The sequence below is a fragment of the Mesorhizobium sp. M2A.F.Ca.ET.042.01.1.1 genome, from assembly GCF_003997405.1.
In the GTDB taxonomy this organism is placed as follows: domain Bacteria; phylum Pseudomonadota; class Alphaproteobacteria; order Rhizobiales; family Rhizobiaceae; genus Mesorhizobium.
In genome coordinates this window covers 1-17,789 of record NZ_RZRX01000007.1, presented here as the reverse complement: position 1 = coordinate 17,789, position 17,789 = coordinate 1, and the positions used below count along the sequence as shown (strand labels likewise).

Sequence of the window (17,789 nt, the reverse complement as noted above, 5' to 3'; positions counted from 1 at the left end):
GTTTAGGCGGCCGAGACACGCCGCATCGGAAACCGCCAGCCAAGCCGCACGCCGAGGGTTGCCAGCGCAATCAGCGCCATGCCCGCAGCCTGCGCCGGTCCGAGTGGGTGGCCGTACAAGGCCCAGTCGATGATGATGGCGACGACAGGATAGATGAAGGTGAGGATGCCGATCACTGGCGTCGTCAGGCGCGGAAAGGCGGAATTCATCAGCACATAGGCGATGCCGGTATGCAGGACCCCGATCCCGGCCAGCCAGCCCCACGACGCAGGCGCAATAGGATGGCCCATGTCGGCGAACGGGGCGAGCAACACGACCCCGACCAGCGTCTGGCAAAGCACGGTGATCTCCGCGCGCTGTTGTCCGAGGCCCTTGGCAAGGATCGTCGCCACCGCATAAAGCAGGGCAGCGCCCAGCGTCAGCGCGATGCCCAACGCCCATTTGGCGTCGGCATGGCCGTGTGTGACGACCAAGCCGCTGGCCAGCACCACGCCGAGAAACGCGCCAAGCATCCATAGGATCTGGTCGGGCGAAATGCGTTCCTTGAGGAAGACAACGCCGATCAGCACCACGAAGAACGGCTGGACATGGTAGACGATCGTCGTCGTCGCGATCGATGTCATGCCGAAGCCGGCAAAGAAGGCCGTCCAGCTCAGCACCATGCAAACGCCGCCAAGCGCGGCGAGCGCAAGCCGGGACGGGGACAGCGTCCGGTCCGGCAGGTAGCCGCGCAGCAGGCACCAGGCGGCCAGGAACAGCGAGCCGAACACGCATCGCCAGAAGACGACGGTGACGGGATGTTGTCCCGACTCCGTGACGAAGGCGCCGACCGTGCCGGCAATCACCATCGCCAGAGCGAGGCTCGCGGCGGGGAAGCGGGCGATCGATATGCCCCTCATCATCGGCTCTCCAACGGATCGAAGCTCATCTGGCCAGCCGAAACGATTTCAATCAAGCGAATAGATTTGTGAGTATCTATTCGATATGCTGATAGTGCCATGGCCGCTCCACTCGACCTCAACCTGCTGAAGACCTTCGTTGCCGTCGTCGAAAGCGGCAGCCTGTCCAATGCGGCGCCGCGCGTCGGCCGCAGCCAGTCGGCGGTCAGCATGCAGATGCAAAGGCTGGAAGACATGGTGGGCAACCAGCTTCTGGTGCGAGGCCCTAGAACGGTCACCCCCAATGCTGCCGGCGAGGATTTCCTCGTCTATGCGCGCCGGCTGCTGAAACTGTCCGACGAGGCATGGGCGAGCGTCACCCGGCCGAAGGAAACAGGCAGCGTGCGCCTCGGCGTGCCGGACGACTACGCCGCCTTCCTGCTGCCGCCTGTCCTGTCGCGCTTTGCCGAGGATCACCCGCTGGTCACCGTCGAACTCGTCTGCGAGCAGTCGACCGCGCTGGTGAAGACCCTGGCGGAGGGACGGCTAGACCTGGCGATCGTTACCCGCCTGCAGGATCAGCCCCTCGAGGTGGTCAGGCTGGAGCGCTTTGTCTGGGTCGCCTCGCCCAACCACGTCGCCTGGCAGACCGATCCGCTCCCTGTCGCCCTGTTCGAGCCTGGCTGCGCGGCGCGGATGAATGTGCTGCAGGCACTGGGCGGTGCCGACCGATCCTATCGCTGCACCTATTCCAGCGCCTCCCTGCTCGGATTGGTCGCGGTCGTCCAAGCCGGGCTGGCGGTCGCCGGCCTTGCCCAGCGAAGCGTACCGCCGTCGCTGCGCATCATCGGCGCCAATGAGGGGCTGCCGGCGTTGCCGGACCTGGAGATCGGCATACTGCGCAACCCTTTGTCGACGACACCGGCGGTCGATCGTCTGCATGATTTTCTGCGCCGCGACCTGGCGCAGCAGGCCTGAGCCGCGGAGACTGCCCGCAGCCCGGGGTGTGGCGTTTGTCAAGGCTTCGCCCTATAAGGCCGAGAGCCAGAACTCTCCGGGTCAGCCATGCTTCGAGCCATTTCGCCCGCCGCCCTTTTCCTGCTTGCCGGCGGGCTTGCCGCGCATGCCGGGGGCGATCCGGCGCTGGGCAAGAAGATCTTCAACCGGTGCATCGCCTGCCACGAGGCGGAGACGGACCGCGACAAGGTCGGCCCGCATCTGCTGGGCGTCGTCGGCCGCAAGGCTGGCTCGGCCGAGAGCTTTGCCGGCCATTATTCGCAAGCCATGAAGGATGCCGGCGCCGCCGGCCTGGTCTGGGACGAGGCCAACCTCGCCGAATATCTCAAGGCGCCCAGGCAGAAGGTTCCCGGCAACAGAATGGCCTTTGCCGGCCTGACCAGCGACGACGACATCGCCAACGTGATCGCCTATCTCAAGGCTGACCCCAAACCCTGATCGGAATTGGAAAGAAACTGGTATTGCCGCCGGCGCACGAGATTTACCGGCCCTGTGTCATCGCCTTGGCCCGTCCGTAAAAACAATAGCTTAAGGCATACAAGCTGAAGCTGTTCGACGGCGTCGCGCTTACTGGCCGCCATGCGCATGCTTGCCTTGTCTTTCAAGGACCTGACCAGTTCTTTTGTTTTGACGTCTCTCCTTGTCTTCCTTCTTTCAATCCCTTGAAGCCCCACATATATTCGCCGCCACGACATGGAAACGGATGCCGAAGCGGGAGGCCCCAATGGCGACATTGCAGAATTTCGATGCCGAAATTGCCAAGACCAAGCAGGTCGTGCAGGACATGCGCACCAAGATCGAGCAGTCCGGCACGGTGCTCGACACGCTTGCCCAGGCCGACAAGAAGATCGGCGACGCCAATTTCGACATTGAGAACGCCCGGATCGAGGACGTGCTCAAGCAGCAGAAGGTCATGGAAGGCAACATCGCCGACCTGATCATCGGGCTCGAGGACGCCACCAACGTTTTCGGCGCCGAGTTCGAGAGCATGAAGAGCTACACCGGCTGGGAAAACTTCGTCGGTGTCTTCTCCGAGCAGCGCAAGCAGCGCATGCGCACCGACCGCGTCCGCAACATGTCGCTGGCCGGCAATCTGCAGGAGCTTTTGGCGAAGTCGGATACCATCGTCGGCATCCTGAAGGCGCAGAAACAGATCCTCGACCAGCGCTACAAGACTTCCGAGACCAGCCTGTCGCAGGTAATCGAGCGCCGCAAGACGACCATGTCCAACCTCGAGGCCGTGCAGAAGCGCATCGAGGAATTGAACCCCCTGCTGCTCGACATCGAGAACAAGATCGCCGCCTCGACGACGCAGAAGGAGCGGACCGAGCTCGAGGGCGAGCGCTCGAAAATGGCGACCGAGTACAACGAAAAACAGGCCAAGGAGCAGGAACTGCTCGCCGAAAGCCAGACGCTGGAGCGCTATACCTCGATGTTCCAGACCTTCGTCGATTCGCTCAACAACCAGATCGCCGCGCAGTCGACGCTGATCAACAAGCTGACCATCGACACCGAGCAGCGCATCGTGCTGTACAAGGCGCTGGAAGATTCGCTGAAGACCGCCGCCCAGCAGGACGTCGCCCACAAGATCAACACGCTGGGTAGCCAGGTCGACAACACGGCCGAGGAGACGATGGCCGGCATCGGCGCCGCCTCGCAGAAGCATATCGGCGACCTGCTCGAGATGCATGAGAAGAACATGGTGGCTTCAGCCGACATCCAGCGCCGCAAGAAGCTTGCCGACGACGCCTTCGCGCGCCGCTTCGACGACGTGATGAAGAAGCACAACTCGGCAAACTACGTGCAGTCCTAAGCAGGTCCGCAAAAGTGTCCCACGGTTTTGCGGTCAGAACCTGCGAAAAACAAAGGAATCCAAGCAGATATTCGTTGGACACCCCACGAACATCCGCTTGGGCGGCGCCGCTGATCTCATCTCCTCGGCAGTCCCATGACACCTGAGAACGACGCGGCGGCCCGTTATTTCTCCGCCATCACGGCGGCGCTGGGCGGACTGGAAGTGTTCATGCGCGACGACCGCTCGCCGCTTTACCGGCACGGCATCGTCGCCAGGATCGTCGCGGAATATATCGCGCGGCTGGACAAATCCTTTGCCTGCTGGCGCAACCGGCTGGGCTTCATGGACACCTTCCGCATCTCGCGCGCCGACAGCGGATATCCCGTGTTCCAGAACCTGCTCGAATTGGAAAACGATCGCCAGCAGGCCGACGCCCGCCTGGCCAACATCCCGCAAGCCGGCGAGCTGCGCGAGGAGATGGCCGACTTCATCCTGCGCCACAAGGAGTTCCCCGAGGCGCTGCAGAAGTCGATGGCCGAGCGGCTCTATCTGGAGGACGTCAAGAGCGAGGCGACCTTCGGCCCGTTCACGCTGGCGCAGACGGCCAAGGTCTCGGTCAACCCGAAGACCATGCGGCCCTATTACCTCGTCCACTGGGCGACGTTCGACGGCAGCGCCAACCTGCCGCTGATCTACATGGTGACTGTAGAAGACTCCTCCGAAAGCATGGTGCGCCAGCTTGTCCACGACAGCACCGGCAAGCTGAACGAGCGCGTCGACATTCCCCTTCCCGTCGATGGCCTGCTCAACCCGGAGCTTGCGCACCGCTTCGACGACTTCACCGAGAAGAACTCGGCCTACACGCTCTCGCCGGCGACGATCGCCGTCAATCTCGACAAGGATTTCGAGCCGTTGCACCCCAAGCAGCTGCGGCGCGTGGTGCTCGGGCCCTTCTACTCGGCCGGCATTACCGACAACAATTCGACCGTGGCCGAGGTACTCTCCAAAGTGCGCAAGCCCGAGAATGCCTGGCTGCTCACCTGGACAATCCAGGAGGTCTTTTCCAAGAGCGAGAAGCCCGGCCGCAGGGGTCTTTTCTCCAGCGAGAAGACGACGCAGGAATTCTTCATCAACACCGACGACCTCGAAGCGGCGCGCCAGGGCGTGTCGAGCTACGAAAACCACGCACTAATCCCGCACGAGGCCTACCAGGCGCTCTATGCCGCGGGTGAAGCGCAGAAGATCTTTTCCGGCTACAAGGTCCACATCCTGTCCAACGGACAGGTCATCAGCGATGTATGAGATGCTTGCGCAGCCAGAGGCGCGGCGCGCGAGCGAGGTGCGAAAAATGACACCAGCAGGCAGAGTTTTCGCCAAGAAAAGAGAGCTTGACGCTTTAAGAAAGAAAATTCGCCTGGATGCTCTGGATAGCCTGGAGCACACGCAGCGGATAGACATCACCTATACGTCGAATGCTATCGAGGGCAACACGCTGACCGCGGGTGAGACCGCCCTGGTGCTTGAGAAGGGCATCACGATCAGCGGCAAGCCCCTCGAGGATCACCTCGAAGCGGTCGATCATGCGCGGGCTCTGAACTGGGTGCTGGAAATCGCATCTCAACGCGACGCGCCGATCGTCGAGGCGGATATCCGCAACCTGCATCATCTGGTCGTCGCGAAATCCAAGCCAGAGATTGCCGGCCGCTACGCCAATGTCGCCCGCTATGTGAACACCGACGCCGGCGTTCATAATTTCCCGACGCCGACGGAGATTCCGGCCCTTATGGAGAAATTTGGCCGCTGGCTGGCTGCGGCACGCAGCACACCGCAGACCGCCTTCGAGGCCCATCGGCGGCTTGTCGGCATCCACCCCTTCAACGACGGCAACGGCCGCCCGGCGCGACTGTTGATGAACCTTGTGCTGGCGCGCGCCGGCTATCCGCCGGTGGCGATCCGCCCCGAAGATCGCCCTGCCTACATCGCCGCGCTTGAAACCGACCAGCGCCGCGGCGGTCATGCCGCCTTCGACAGACTGCTTTTCGAAAGGCTGGACCAGACGCTGGACCTCTATCTCGATGCCGCCCATCAGGCTCACGATGCGTCCGCCGGCGACGGCACGATAATTCCGATGAGGAGCTGACGATGGACACCGGCCTGACCACGATCTCGGAAGCCGCAATCGAGAAGCACCGCACTGTCGCGCAGAGTTTCATCACCCGCATCGTCGTGCTGGAGGACCCGTCGCGCGAATCCGGCACCGCGCTTGCCGGCACCAACCGCCGCTTCGTCTCGACCGTGTCGGTCGGTTCGGTGCGCCGCACGCGCGAGGTCGAGCTGACGAAGACGGTTGCAGCGATCCATCCCGACGACCAGTTGATGAGCATCCCGCAGCACACGCTGCTCTACCGCGCCCGCCGTGGCCTCGCGATCGCGCTCGCCATTTCCGATGTCTTCGCCGAAGGCTCGGACCTGGAAAGCCTGCAGGCCAAGAATGCCCGTGCGCCGCTGGAGGGCGACGAGGCGTCGACCTTCAAGAAGCTTCTGTCGGCTTCGGCTTACGTCTCCGCTTTCAGCTTTGCCTCCTATCTTTTCCAGCTGATCGACAGCGACGGCGAGGCGCCGAACGATACCGCCGAGCCCGACTTCCTGTTCGACACGCCGCAGGACGCGGTGAAGTCGATCGTGGCCGGCCTCGACAAGGCGATCGCCGGCTCGAAGGACGATGCGGACCTGACGACGCGTGCTCGCGCCTTCGCCCGGGTCGCCATCGACGGGCTCTTGGCGCGCAAAGGCCGTTTCGACGGCATCGGCCCGTTCGAGAATGCCCATATCCGCATCGACGTGGACGACTTCACCCTCGACGGCTTCGACGTCGCGCCCGGCAAGCGTTCCAAGCCGCTGGTCATGACCTTCAAGAAGCCGGAAGAAGTCGTCGGCAACCACATCGCCAAATTCCAGTCGGTCAGGCTGGCCAAGATGCTGATGGCCTATGATTTCGAGCGCGAGCTCAACCCCTTCGTCGAGCTCGGCGGCTTCCTGTTCACCTTCATCGGCGACGGCGCGCCGGGCACCGGCAAGACGACGCTGATCCAGATGATCGCCGGCCTCGTCAACGGCTATTGCCAGGTGGCCGGCTATCCCTTCGCCTATGAGAATTTCGGCGTCGACCAGATCTCGTCCTATCAGGGCAAGTCCGGCCAGAACTGCCGGCAATTCATCAATAACGTGCTCGATCCGCGCGTCATCGGCTTCGGCACCATCGACGATATCGACCAGGTTGCGGCGCGCCGCTCCGACGACCGTGCATCGGCCGGCCAGCAGGAAATCACCGGCGTCCTGATGGATGCCTTCGCCGGCGCCTCGACGGTCGTGCGCGGCAACTGCTCTTTCGGCATGTTCTCGAACTATCCCGAAAATGTCGACGACGCGCTGCGCCAGCGCGCCGGTGCCCGCTGGCTGGTCGACGGCCCGCAGACCCGCGACGACTATATCGACATCTTCGTTCTGCTCGCCGGCAAGAACCACAAGATCCCGCTGGGCGAGCACGAGCTCTATGCCGCGCAGGAGATCCAGCGCGCCGTGGCCGAGGCCTATGAGGAGCATGAGAAGCCGCAGGAAGACGGGCTGATGAAGGTCTATGAGCGCTACATGAAGGAAAACGGCGCGCCCAAGACCATGGCCGACATCGGCACCTATCTGCACATGATCAAGGACGCCGAACCGCGCTTCACCGGTCGCGCCATCAAGAACGTCACCGACGCGATCAAGATGCGGGCCATGGATATCGAGCTGCCGGACGACTGGTTCGAGAAGCCCGAAGCCTTCATGCACAAGAGCTACGACGACAAGAAGGCGATGATCGAGGAACTGCGCGGACCATTTTCGATGGACATGGTCATGCAGGAGATCAACCGCTACGCCGATTCCGAGTTCCGCTATTCCGACAAGTCGGATGATGCCGCGGTGGAGAAGCTCCTGCGCGACGCAAGGCTGCGTGAGCGCGCGGCGCGTGAAATGGAGGAGTTGAAGAAGAAGGGGGCGTGGAATGCGTGAAGCGCGCCGACGCCCCCTTCTCCCCTTGTGGGAGAAGGTGTCGCCGAAGGCGACGGATGAGGGGTGTTCCAGCGGAGTGAGACGCTGGCATTCCCTGGAACACCCCTCATCCGTCTCGGCGCTGTCGCGCCGATCCACCTTCTCCCACAAGGGGAGGAGGAAAGGCTGCGCCGCCCCTCATCCGCCCTTCGGGCACCTTCTCCCCGTGAACGGGGAGAAGGGAAAGTGAAGAAGAAACCCGATCTCCTGCGCGACAACGAGCTGATCTACGGCAGGCTGCTCGCCATCGACGAGCCGCATCTCATCCAGCGCTACAACAAGGCGCTTGTCGCCTTCGGCCTCGAGCCGACCAGGCTGAAGAGCTTCCAGATCGACCGCACCGGCTTCTCGCCCGAGATCGCCGAGGAATGCGGCGACTTCGACTATCTCGATCCCAACGAGGTCAACCGCCGCTTCATCATCCTGACGCCGTCGCAGATCGACCTGCCCGTGGTGCACACCGCCTTCTCCAACACCTCGCAGCTGATGTTCGAGTTCATGTCGAAGAACCAGCGCGCCATCGACGCGCTGACCATCAAGGACGTGATCTACGGCGAGATCGAGGACTCGGTCCCCAAGGTCAACGACATCGAGGACCTTTTGTCGATCAACCAGGTCGAGTTCAAGGTGCTGTCGGCCGAGGATGTGCTGGGCAAGGCGGCCGAGCTCGGCAAGCTGGTCGACCGGCTGAAGCAGGAACCCGACGCCTGGCGCGACAATGCCATGCTGCAGCGCATGGTCGATCTGGCCAAAATCTGCGGCGACATCCGCGAGAACGCGCTGGTCCCCGACCAGGTGATCTTCCGCCACAATGCCTACTGGACCAGCCATTTCGGCGGCCTGTACGTTTTCGTCGATCCCGACATGACGACGGTGATCTGCGATCCGGCCGCTCCCGGCTTCCGCCGCTCACGCCCCTGGCAGGTCAGCTACCTGTCGATCAACGACGCCGACAAGGTGTTCCGCTTCCTCGCCGCCACCGGCCGCCTCGACCTGCCGCGCGCCTCGTGGATCGAGGCCTCCGGCTATCTCGAGCACCGCGCCGAGATGGTCGTGCGCGTGCTGATCCGCGATGCCGAGCCCAACCGCAATTTGACCGATGTCGACAAGGTCTGGCTGCAAACCTGGATCCACGGCCATGCCGACCTGATCGCCCAGGACGGGAACTTTCCCTTCCTCAACGCCGCCAAGCGCGAGATCGCCCAACTCGGCCATCTCAAGATCGAGGACGTGCCGCCGCGCCAGCGCTTCCTGGTGGTGCGCGCCAAGCCCGAACATCCCGATGCCTGGCTGACCAACCAGCTGATCTCGGATTTCGTGCCGCAGGACTTCGTCTCGCGCTACGTCTTCAACAAGCCCGGCTTCTACAAGGACTATGAGAGCTACAGCGACGCCTGGCGAAGCCATGTTGTGGACGTTCTGAAAACCACATATTTGAAGGACAAGGCGGCGTTCCGAGCGCGCCTTTACGGCCTGATCGATTAGAAAAGTCTGGGCGGTTTTCCGCGCGGATTTGCGCCAAAACAAAGGGTTAGGGCAGATCGCCGTTTCCCTTGAAACGGTGAAATGCTTTAAGGGGGTGCCACAGCCATGCTCGACCCAATCGTGAACTTCTTCACCCAGATCTTCCAGTGGATCGGCCGCGGCATCGGCTTCGTCATCGGCGTTATCCTGTGGCCGTTCATGTGGGTCGGCCGCTGGTACGGGCAGCGCGGCTGGATCCTAAAGGCGGTGGTCGGGCTCGCCATTGTCGTGCTGATCGGCCTCTACGCCAATTTCTTCTACGCCACGCAGTGGTGGAACAATTTCAACCCGAACTATCCCGACACCTACACATTCGAGAAGCGCAACGTGTCGGCCGGCGAGCAGGTTTCCGCCGGCGCCGGCACCGACACGGCCAAGACCTGCGGCAACTCGGCGATCGCCCAGGTCGCCGCCGATCTGACGGACTTCAACGTCAACCAGAATGCCTGGATCTCGTCGATGATCCTCTACAAGCTCGGCCTGTTCGGCATCGATTGGGACAACACGCCCTGGATGGACAACAAGGCGTCCTTCCAGCGCGGCATCAACCAGGCGGTGAGGCGCACCGCGACCGAGCTTGCCGACAATCTCGGCCGCGTGCGCACCACCTCGCAGATCGACGCCGACCTGCAGGACGCGCGCGGCAATCTGCAGTTCGACGAGTACACTTGGTATTTCGGCCTGAACCCCTTCGGCCCCAAGACGCCGACGCCGAGCTATTATCGCGACGCTGTGCGCAAGCTGCGTTCCTTCAATGCTCGGCTCGCCACCTGCCAGGCGACGTTCGACGCACGCGCCGACAATCTCAAGCAATATATCGACCGCATCGCTTCGGATATCGGCTCGACTTCGGCGATCCTTAAGGAGCGCGCCGAAAACCACAACAACGGCTGGTTCGATACCCGCGCCGACGACCGCTTCTGGTTCGCCTATGGCCAGCTCTATGCCTATTACGGCCTTATGAAGGGCGCCCAGGCCGACTTCGAGGACGTGCTCAAGGAAAAGCACCTGCAGAGCCTGTGGGACACGATGGATTCGCAGTTCGTCTCGGCGCTGCGCATCCAGCCCTTCATCATCGCCAATGGCCGCGAGGATGGCTGGCTGTTGCCGACGCATCTGACGACGATGGGCTTCTACATCCTGCGCGTGCGCTCCAACATGGTCGAGATCAGCAACGTTCTGACCCAATAGCACCGTCTCGGGGCGACAGGGCGATGGCGGATTTGCGCCGTCGCCCCTGTCGCTTTTCGCGCATTAGGCGGCTGTTTTGAGACGGCGAAACCGCCCCCGCTCTGGCTTCTATACGGCGCAACGACCGGGCCCGAGACGGCTGCCTTGGAAGAGGCCCGGCGACAGGAACACTCTTTCTTAACAGGAAACATAGTTGCATGGAAGTTGACGCCGCGCCAGCGACAGGGTTAGAACATGACCTTGCGTCCGGGTGGCGTTTCGACCATGCACGAATGATCGAACCCCTCCCCTCCACCGCCTACTCCAGAGGAAAGCCGTCATGGCCGAAGTGAAGTCCGACATCGAGATCGCGCGCGCCGCCAAGAAGAAACCGATCCAGGAGATCGGCGCCAGAATCGGCATCCCGACCGAGCATCTGCTGCCCTATGGCCACGACAAGGCCAAAGTCTCGGCCGAGTTCATCAAGTCGGTGAAGGGCAACAAGGATGGCAAGCTGATCCTGGTCACCGCCATCAACCCGACGCCCGCCGGCGAAGGCAAGACGACCACCACGGTCGGCCTCGGCGACGGCCTCAACCGCATCGGCAAGAAGGCGATCATCTGCATCCGCGAGGCCTCGCTCGGTCCGAATTTCGGCGTCAAGGGCGGTGCCGCGGGCGGCGGCCTTGCCCAGGTGGTGCCGATGGAGGACATGAACCTCCACTTCACCGGCGACTTCCACGCCATCACCACCGCGCATAATCTGCTCTCGGCGCTGATCGACAACCACATCTACTGGGGCAACGAGCTCGGCATCGACACCCGCCGCGTCGCCTGGCGCCGCGTCATGGACATGAACGACCGCGCGCTGCGCGAGATTATCTGTTCGCTGGGCGGCGTCGCCAACGGCTACCCGCGTGAAGCCGGCTTCGACATCACCGTCGCCTCGGAAGTGATGGCGATCCTGTGCCTTGCCACCGACCTCAAGGACCTGGAAAAGCGCCTCGGCGACATCATTGTCGCCTATCGCCGCGACAAGTCGCCGGTCTATGCCCGCGACCTCAAGGCCGACGGCGCCATGGCGGTTCTGCTCAAGGACGCCATGCAGCCCAACCTGGTGCAGACGCTGGAGAACAACCCGGCCTTCGTGCATGGCGGCCCGTTCGCCAACATCGCGCATGGCTGCAACTCGGTCGTCGCCACCACGACCGCGCTGAAGCTCGCCGACTATGTCGTCACCGAAGCCGGCTTCGGCGCCGACCTCGGCGCGGAGAAGTTCTTCGACATCAAGTGCCGCAAGGCGGGGCTGAAGCCCTCGGCGGCTGTCATTGTCGCGACTGTGCGCGCCATGAAGATGAATGGCGGCATCAAGAAGGAAGACCTCGGCAAGGAAAACATCGAGGCGGTCAAGAAGGGTTGCCTCAATCTCGGCCGCCACATCGAGAACGTGAAGCAGTTCGGCGTGCCGGCGGTGGTGGCGATCAACCACTTCACCACCGACACCGAAGCCGAAATCCAGGCGATGAAGGACTTCGTCAAGGCGCAGGGCGCCGAGGCGATCCTGTGCAAGCACTGGGCGCAGGGCTCGGCCGGCATCGAGGACCTCGCCCGGAAGGTGGTCGAGATCGCCGAATCCGGTGCCTCGCAGTTCTCGCCGCTTTATCCGGACGAGATGCCGCTGTTCGAGAAGGTCAACACCATCGTCAAGCGCATCTATCGCGGTGACGAGGCGATCGCCGACAAGTCGATCCGCGACCAGCTGCATGCCTGGGAACAGGCCGGCTACGGCAATTTGCCGGTCTGCATGGCCAAGACCCAGTACTCCTTCTCGACCGACCCGAACCTGCGCGGCGCGCCGACCGGCCACACCGTGCCGGTGCGCGAGGTCAGGCTCTCGGCCGGCGCCGGCTTCGTCGTCATCATCTGCGGCGAGGTCATGACCATGCCCGGCCTGCCCAAGGCGCCGTCCTCGGAAAAGATCTTCCTCAATGAGCAGGGTCAGATCGAAGGCCTGTTCTAAGCACCCTTCAGGCAGGGAATGATCGGGGGCGTCGCTATTGCGGCGCCCTTTTTGCTTGCCAGACTTAGAGCAATTCCAGGAAAAGTGTGAGCGGTTTGAGCGGTTCGCCGTTTCCGTGAAACGGTGAAACGCTCTAGGCAGCGTTCCGCTTCAGCGCCCGCTGGTTCGATGCATATATCGTGTCGCGCTCCGGCAGCTTCCCGGTCTTCAGGCAATCGATCCATTCGGCGGTCTTCAGCACCGCGGCGAAGCGCGACTGCAGAACGACGCTTACCACCCGGTGGATGTCCTCTGCCGACGCGTATCCCGCGCTGTTGGCATAGGGCACCGAGCCGCTGGCATCCGAGAGGAACTCGACGGCGAAGCCCATATGCACCGCGTGGATTATGGTCGACAGATCGCAATTGTGGGTCATGTAGCCGGCGACCGCGATCGTATCGATTGCATTGGCGCGCAGCCAGGCCTCGAGATCCGTGCCGGTGAAGGCCGAAGGCAGCGTCTTCTCGACATAATGGTCGCGGCTGCGCCTGGCGATCTCTGGATGCAGTTCGCCGCCGTGACTGCCCTTGGCGAAGATCGGCGAGGTCTCGGGCGCCATCTGCTTGACGACGACGATCTTGATGCCGGCCGCCGCGGCCGCGTCCATGGCGCGCGCCACATTGGCGACGGTCTCGGCGAAGGGCGGATGCTGGATGGCGAGGTTGCCGCCATCATAGTCGTTCTGGACATCGACAACGACAAGCGCGCGGCGCGGCTGGGTGGCTGGTGCAGACATGGCGGTTTTCCTTTCGACCGGATTGATGGCGCAGAAGCTAGGCCGATGCTCCCGGTCGAGAAAGTGGCCCGATTGACATCGTTCGAAAGAATTGGGACATTCGCCAACCAACGCAAACGATGTCAGCCATGAAGAACCCGATCATCGCCGCTGTCGCTTTCGACGGCATCAGCCCGTTTCATCTCTCCGTGCCGTGCCTTGTATTCGGCGCCGATCGCACCAAGCTTGGACTGCCACGCTTTGACTTCCGCGTCTGCGCGATGGAGGAGGGACCTATCTATACCGACGCGGGGCTGAGCATCGTTGTGCCGCACGATCTTTCGGCGCTCGACGAGGCCGATATCGTCATCATGCCGAGCTGGAAGGACCTCGATGCCCCCCTGGCCGCGCCGTTCAAGGAGGCACTGCAAGGCGCGCATCGGCGCGGCGCGCTGATCGTGGGCCTGTGCCTCGGCACCTTCGCCATTGCCGGCGCCGGATTGCTGGCCGGGCGTAAGGCAACGACTCACTGGGCCTATGCCCATCAACTCCAGGCGCTTCATCCAGACATCGCGATCGACGCCGACGTGCTTTATGTCGACGAAGGCGACATCATCACTTCCGCCGGCGTCGCCGCCGGGCTTGACTGCTGCCTGCACATCGTTCGCGCCCGCTATGGCGCGGAGGCCGCGCTTCGGCTTGCTCGCCATGTCGTGCTCTCGCCGCACCGGCAGGGCGGCCAGGCGCAGTTCATCGAGCGCCCGCTTGCGCCGACGCCGAACGCCGACCGCTTCGCCAAGGCCCTCGATGACGTGCGGGCAACGCTCGGCGAGGCGCACAGTCTCGACAGCGTCTCCGACGCGGCCGGCCTTACCCGCCGCACCTTCACGCGCCGTTTCCAGAAAACCACCGGCACCAGTTTCGGCGACTGGCTCGCCGACCAGCGCGTCGCGCTGGCGCAGCGGCTTTTGGAGCAGACGGACAAGTCGATGGACATGGTGGCCTTCGAAGCCGGTTTCGGCAGCGCCACCTCGCTGCGCCAGCATTTTGCCGCTCGGCTGAAAACCTCGCCGATGCAATATCGGCGGGAGTTTTCCAAAACCGCAGGCGCGCTCAGCGCGGCGTGACGATCCGCGCGGGATTGCCGACGACGGTCGCATTGGCCGGCACGTCGCGCGTCACCACCGCGCCCGCGCCGACGATGACGCCCTCGCCTATGCTGACGCCGCCGAGGATGATGGCGCTGCCGCCGATCCAGGCGTTGTCACCGATCGTCACCGGTTTTGCGATCTCCAGCCCGGCCAACCGTCCAGTGGCTTCGCGGTGATGCTCGGCGCAGTAGATCTGCACATTGGGGCCGAGCAGCGTCCCCTTGCCGATGCGCACCGACGCCGTGTCGAGAATGGTGCAGCCGGCGTTTATGAACGTGCCGTCTCCGAGAAACAAATTGAAGCCATAGGCGCAATGGAACGGCGCCTCGATGCGAGCCCCCTCGCCCGCGCCGCCGAGCAGCGCCCGCAAGGCAGGCCCTATATTGCCCCGCTGCCTGGGCGGCAGGCTGTTGTGCTCGAACACCGCATCGCGCGCGGCGAAGCGCAAGTCCTCCAGTTCATCGTCGATGCAGGTGTACCATTCTCCCGCCGCCATCTTCATGCGCTCGCTTGCCGTCATGGCGACACCTCCAGATCTGCCTGCCGCAAAGCATAATCCATTGTCAGACAAAAGCCCGTGGCCAAACGCCCGGCCTATGCTAGCCTGCCTTCATGGAGCCGTGCGAGGTTCCGATTTTGAGGGGGTCGATCATGCTTTACCTGCTTGCACTGCTGATAGGTGTCGTTGCCGGCCTGCGCGCCATGACAGCGCCCGCCGCCGTCGCCTGGGGTTCTTATCTCGGCTGGCTGCCGGTCGCCGGCACCTGGGCCAGCTTCATGGGCCACTGGATCGCGGTCGGCATCTTCACCATCCTGGCGATCGTCGAATTGGTCACCGATCAGTTGCCGTCGACACCGAGCCGGAAGGTGCCGCAGCAATTCGGCGCCCGTATCGTCCTGGGCGCCTTCACCGGCGCGGTGATCGGCGCGACCGGCGGCGCCACCATCGGCGGGCTCATTGCCGGAGCCATCGGCGCAGTGATCGGCACGTTGGGCGGCGCCGAGGTGCGTGGCCGGTTGGCCGCCGCCTTCGGCAAGGATCCGCCCGCAGCCTTCATCGAGGACGCCATAGCAATCATTGGCGGCCTGCTGATCGTGGCGGCGGTCGCATGAGCGCCAAAGCCTTCGACGCCATCGTCATCGGCGCCGGTCAGGCCGGCACGCCGCTCGCCGGCCGGCTGAACGCGGCCGGCATGAGCGTGGCGCTGATCGAGCGCAAGCTCATCGGCGGCACCTGCGTCAACACCGGCTGCATCCCGACCAAGACGATGGTGGCGAGCGCCTATGCCGCCCACCTAGCCCGCCGCGCCGCCGATTATGGCGTGACGGTTTCCGGTCCCGTCGGCGTCGACTACAAGGCCATCAAGGCGCGCAAGGACAAGGTGTCGGGCGCTTCCCGCACGGGGCTTGAGACCTGGATCGCGGGCATGGAGAAGTGCACGCTCTATCGCGGCCACGCGCGCTTTGAATCGGCCGACACCGTACGTGTCGGCGACGAGCTGCTGACCGCGCCAAAGATCTTCCTCAACACCGGCGGCCGCGCCTCCGTGCCCGACCTGCCCGGCGTCCACGACATCCCCTATCTCACCAATTCCTCGATGATGGATCTCGATGTCCTGCCCAGCCATCTGATCGTCGTCGGCGGCAGCTATATCTCGCTCGAATTCGCGCAGATGTTCCGCCGCTTCGGCTCCGAGGTCACGGTGATCGAGAAGGCGCCGAGGCTGACCGGCCGCGAGGACGAGGACACGTCCGCGGCCATTCAGTCCATTCTCGAAAATGAAGGCATCATCGTCCATGTCGGCGCCGGCGACATCGCGTTCGCCAGGAAAGGCAACGAGATCGCCGTCACCTTCTCCGCCGATAAGCCGCCGGCGGTGGGCTCGCATGTGCTGCTGGCGCTCGGTCGCGTCCCCAACACCGATGACCTCGGTCTCGACAAGGCCGGCGTCGAAGTCGACCAGCGCGGCTTCATCGTCGTCGATGACCAGCTGCGCACCAGCGTGCCCGGCATCTGGGCAATGGGCGACTGCAACGGCAAAGGCGCCTTCACCCATACCTCCTACAATGACTTCGAGATCGTCGCCGCCAATCTGCTCGACAACGATCCGCGCAAGGTCACCGACCGCATCGAGGCCTACGCGCTCTATATCGATCCGCCGCTTGGGCGCTGCGGCATGACGGAAGCCGCGGTGAAGAAATCCGGCCGCCGCGCCCTGGTCGGCCAGCGGCCGATGACGCGTGTCGGCCGCGCGGTCGAAAAGGGCGAGACGCAGGGCTTCATGAAGATCCTGGCCGATGCCGACACCGGCGAGATCCTCGGCTGCGCCGTGCTCGGGCCAGGCGGCGACGAGGCGATCCACTGCGTGCTCGACCTCATGTACGCCAAGGCGCCGATCTCGACGCTGGCGCGCGCCATGCACATCCACCCCAATGTCTCGGAACTGCTGCCGACGATCGCCCAAGAGCTGAAGCCGCTGGACTAGCTCCCCGACACAGGGATTTTGAAAGGTTGCCGTTTGTCTTGGCGTATGATTTCCGTTCATTTGCGTGAAATCAGCGCAAACGCCGTGGATTGGCTGAAGCCGCTCTCCCAACCTCGTCATTCTATGGCGGAGCAAGGAGCGAAGCGACGCGGCGCAGACCATAGAATCCATTCCGTGACTTGGAAGCGCCGCGATCGTGCAGAATTTTGCTCCGTTGCACGCCTTGGCGAAGGTAACGGCATGGATTCCAGGGTCTACGCGACGGAGCTTCGCTCCTGTTCCGCCCTGGAATGACGATCGCGAAGGGCGTTTCGGCCAATCTCAAACGCATGCCGCCTGCCGACGCAACAGAGCCGACCGGTCAAGATCCCTGTGCAGTGCCAATAGCTCCCTCTCCGCAAAGCCGGTCTCGTCTTTCTGCATTGCTGCGTTGCAACAATGACGCTTGTGCGCCGGCCAGGTCCAAAGCCAGTCTCGATTTTGAACCGATTCAGACCGGACATCCGATGCCGCTGCCGATCCTAGCGCTTGCCATTGCCTCCTTCTGCATCGGCACCACCGAATTCGTCATCATGGGCCTGCTGCCGGAGGTCGCGGCCGACCTTGGGGTCTCGATCCCTTCGGCTGGCCTTCTGGTCACCGGCTATGCACTGGGCGTCGTCTTCGGCGCGCCGGTCGTCGCCATGGCAACGGCGCGCCTGCCGCGCAAGCCCGTGCTTGTCGGCCTCGCCACGCTCTTCGTCATCGGCAATCTCTTCTGCGCCATCGCTCCGAACTACTGGCTGTTGATGGCGGCACGTGTCTTCACCGCCTTCGGCCACGGCGCCTTCTTCGGCATCGGCTCCGTGGCTGCGGCAAGCCTCGTGCCGCGCAACAAGCGGGCGAGCGCCATCGCGCTGATG

16 protein-coding genes are annotated in these 17,789 nt (G+C 63.5%); 13 read left to right on the top strand and 3 right to left on the bottom strand.

Features of this window, described 5'->3' with window-relative positions; genetic code table 11:
- Window positions 1-2 precede the first annotated feature (2 nt).
- Window positions 3-902, bottom strand: coding sequence for a DMT family transporter (locus tag EOA23_RS02175; protein ID WP_245473967.1), 900 nt, complete (start codon window positions 900-902; stop codon window positions 3-5).
- 96 nt (window positions 903-998) lie between these two features.
- Here EOA23_RS02175 and EOA23_RS02170 point away from each other — a divergent pair, with 96 nt between their 5' ends.
- The 9 genes from EOA23_RS02170 (at window position 999) to EOA23_RS02130 (ending at window position 12,496) form a co-directional block, all read left to right on the top strand.
- Entirely contained in the window at window positions 999-1,856 is an 858-nt protein-coding gene (locus EOA23_RS02170) for a LysR substrate-binding domain-containing protein (protein ID WP_127302739.1), read from the top strand.
- Window positions 1,857-1,943: 87 nt separating this feature from the next.
- Entirely contained in the window at window positions 1,944-2,333 is a 390-nt protein-coding gene (locus EOA23_RS02165; protein WP_127302738.1) for a cytochrome c family protein, read from the top strand.
- Between the two features lie 286 nt (window positions 2,334-2,619).
- Window positions 2,620-3,708: a hypothetical protein gene (locus EOA23_RS02160; protein WP_042640276.1), complete on the top strand. Its 1,089-nt coding sequence runs from the start codon at window positions 2,620-2,622 to the stop codon at window positions 3,706-3,708.
- A 135-nt stretch (window positions 3,709-3,843) separates the two neighbouring features.
- Entirely contained in the window at window positions 3,844-4,992 is a 1,149-nt protein-coding gene (locus tag EOA23_RS02155) for a hypothetical protein (protein ID WP_127302737.1), read from the top strand.
- 46 nt (window positions 4,993-5,038) lie between these two features.
- Window positions 5,039-5,830, top strand: a complete 792-nt coding sequence (locus EOA23_RS02150; RefSeq protein ID WP_127302736.1) for a Fic family protein — start codon at window positions 5,039-5,041, stop codon at window positions 5,828-5,830.
- A gap of 2 nt (window positions 5,831-5,832) precedes the next feature.
- Window positions 5,833-7,743 carry an ATP-binding protein gene (locus EOA23_RS02145; protein ID WP_127302735.1) on the top strand — a complete coding sequence of 637 codons (1,911 nt, stop codon included), beginning with the start codon at window positions 5,833-5,835 and terminating at the stop codon, window positions 7,741-7,743.
- A 225-nt stretch (window positions 7,744-7,968) separates the two neighbouring features.
- Entirely contained in the window at window positions 7,969-9,267 is a 1,299-nt protein-coding gene (locus EOA23_RS02140) for a DUF6638 family protein (RefSeq protein WP_127302734.1), read from the top strand.
- 105 nt (window positions 9,268-9,372) lie between these two features.
- Window positions 9,373-10,497, top strand: a complete 1,125-nt coding sequence (locus tag EOA23_RS02135) for a DUF2333 family protein (protein ID WP_126059713.1) — start codon at window positions 9,373-9,375, stop codon at window positions 10,495-10,497.
- Window positions 10,498-10,816: 319 nt separating this feature from the next.
- Window positions 10,817-12,496, top strand: coding sequence for a formate--tetrahydrofolate ligase (locus EOA23_RS02130; RefSeq protein WP_126059712.1), 1,680 nt, complete (start codon window positions 10,817-10,819; stop codon window positions 12,494-12,496).
- Window positions 12,497-12,629: 133 nt separating this feature from the next.
- Here EOA23_RS02130 and EOA23_RS02125 read toward each other — a convergent pair whose 3' ends face one another.
- Window positions 12,630-13,271: a cysteine hydrolase family protein gene (locus tag EOA23_RS02125; protein ID WP_127302733.1), complete on the bottom strand. Its 642-nt coding sequence runs from the start codon at window positions 13,269-13,271 to the stop codon at window positions 12,630-12,632.
- Between the two features lie 128 nt (window positions 13,272-13,399).
- On the opposite strand from EOA23_RS02125, the gene EOA23_RS02120 reads away from it, so the two are divergent.
- A complete protein-coding gene (locus EOA23_RS02120; protein ID WP_127302732.1) occupies window positions 13,400-14,377 on the top strand; it encodes a helix-turn-helix domain-containing protein in 978 nt (325 codons plus the stop codon).
- On the opposite strand, the gene EOA23_RS02115 is transcribed toward EOA23_RS02120, so the two are convergent.
- Window positions 14,364-14,921, bottom strand: coding sequence for a sugar O-acetyltransferase (locus EOA23_RS02115; protein ID WP_126059709.1), 558 nt, complete (start codon window positions 14,919-14,921; stop codon window positions 14,364-14,366). The two genes, EOA23_RS02120 and EOA23_RS02115, sit on opposite strands and share 14 nt — an antisense overlap.
- 131 nt (window positions 14,922-15,052) lie before the next feature.
- Between EOA23_RS02115 and EOA23_RS02110 the strand changes: the two genes are divergently transcribed.
- The 3 genes from EOA23_RS02110 to EOA23_RS02100 form a co-directional block, all read left to right on the top strand.
- The gene (locus EOA23_RS02110; RefSeq protein ID WP_127302731.1) at window positions 15,053-15,514 is read left to right on the top strand and encodes a DUF4126 domain-containing protein; all 462 of its coding nucleotides are present in this window, start codon (window positions 15,053-15,055) and stop codon (window positions 15,512-15,514) included.
- Complete coding sequence (locus EOA23_RS02105) at window positions 15,511-16,887, top strand: FAD-containing oxidoreductase (RefSeq protein WP_127302730.1); 1,377 nt, start codon at window positions 15,511-15,513, stop codon at window positions 16,885-16,887. Before EOA23_RS02110 ends, EOA23_RS02105 begins: the two co-directional genes overlap by 4 nt.
- A gap of 506 nt (window positions 16,888-17,393) precedes the next feature.
- On the top strand, window positions 17,394-17,789 hold a 396-nt coding region (locus tag EOA23_RS02100; protein WP_145966392.1), incomplete at its 3' end, for an MFS transporter.